Source organism: Kitasatospora sp. NPDC007106 (assembly GCF_040634455.1).
Taxonomy (GTDB): Bacteria; Actinomycetota; Actinomycetes; order Streptomycetales; family Streptomycetaceae; genus Kitasatospora; species Kitasatospora arboriphila.
Map to the genome: position 1 here is coordinate 1 of NZ_JBEYFP010001252.1, position 1,359 is coordinate 1,359.

The following is a 1,359-nucleotide window of genomic DNA, read 5'->3' on the forward strand; positions in this document are numbered from 1 at the left end:
CGTCCCGGGCCGGCGGGGCGACGAGGGCGTGACGGCTCCGTCGTACCCGGTAGGTGCTCGTCACCGGACGATCACGTACCGGAATCAGGGTTTTCCACGATGCCGTGCGGCCCGCGGACCGGTCTGCTGGTGGTGCGGTCCACGACCGCCCGGCGAGCCCCGCGACGAGCCCCGTGACGTCGCGTCCGTGCGGCTCGTACACGTCCACGGAAGGGGTGTCCCATGCCCGGCACCACCGTCGACTGCGACGCGGTCTTCTTCGACCTGCGCGACACCCTCGGCGACGTCGACCGGCCCGGTCATCTCGCGCTGTACCGGCCCAGCACCGAGATCCTGCTCCACGCCGTGCGGGACCCGGTGGGGCTGCGTGTCGGCGTGATCACCAACCTGCCCGCGGAGGTCAGCGCCGAGCAGGGACACCGGATGATCGCCGAGGCCGTCGTCACCGAGAACGACGGCAGCGTCGTCCACCTCGCCGACGTCCTGGACCCGCACGGCATCGTGATCAACCACGAGGCCAAGCTGAACAAGCCCGATCCCGCCATCTTCCGCTTCGCGGCCGATCAGATGGGGGTGCCGATCGAGCGGTGCCTGTTCGTCGGGGAGAACCTCGTCGAAGTCCTCGCCGCCCAGGCGGCCGGCATGCGGGGCGTGCTCAAGCCGTCGCCGCCCGGCAAGGAGTTCCAGCCCGCGGTGATCACCCGGCAGGGGGAGTCGGTCCGCAACAGCGGCCGTGCCTTCGAGGAGTTCCTCGAACAGGAGCACCTGCTCGGAGAACGCCTCCTCGTGTGCGGAAGCCGCATCGTGCAGGCGCTCGACCCGGTGCACCGGCCACAGGACCTCCCGCCGGGGGTGCGCACCGCGATGGGGATGCTCGTGTACGCGCTCACCGACTTCGTGGACCGGGCGCACATGAAGGCCGAGGAGGCGATCGTGCCGCTGGCCGTCGCACGCGGCATGCCGTCGGACCGCGCCCGCTGGATGTTCGACCAGCACGACCAGGTCCGCGCCTACGGGGAGGCGATCCGCGTCGCCTGGCAGCGGATGCAGAACGGCGACCCCCGCGACGCGTCCCACGCGATCTCCGACTTCCGCCGCTGCACGGAGGGCTTCGTCCTGCTCTTCCGGGCGCATGCGGCACGCGAGGACGACGAGTTGTACCCGGAACTGGGCCGCCACTTCACCGACGCGGACGACGCGACCGTGCTCTCCGTCGTCCGCCGCACCGGCCCGCCGGACATCGGCGGCCCCTACGCGGCGATCGTCGGTCGTGGTGCAGCCGCGGCAGGGTGCTCATCGCCAGGTGCTCGATCATGTGGGTGGTGCCCAGGGTGCGCAGCGTCTCGTCCTGCGCGCCGC

At 71.6% G+C, this 1,359-nt stretch carries 2 protein-coding genes; one reads left to right on the forward strand and one right to left on the reverse strand.

Translation table 11 applies throughout. The features are described from left to right. Positions 1–208: hypothetical protein (locus tag ABZ641_RS37590; protein WP_359989091.1), on the reverse strand; the 208-nt coding region annotated here is incomplete at its 3' end. A 14-nt stretch (positions 209–222) separates the two neighbouring features. Between ABZ641_RS37590 and ABZ641_RS37595 the strand changes: the two genes are divergently transcribed. Next, on the forward strand, positions 223–1,359 hold a 1,137-nt coding region (locus tag ABZ641_RS37595; RefSeq protein WP_359989093.1), incomplete at its 3' end, for an HAD-IA family hydrolase.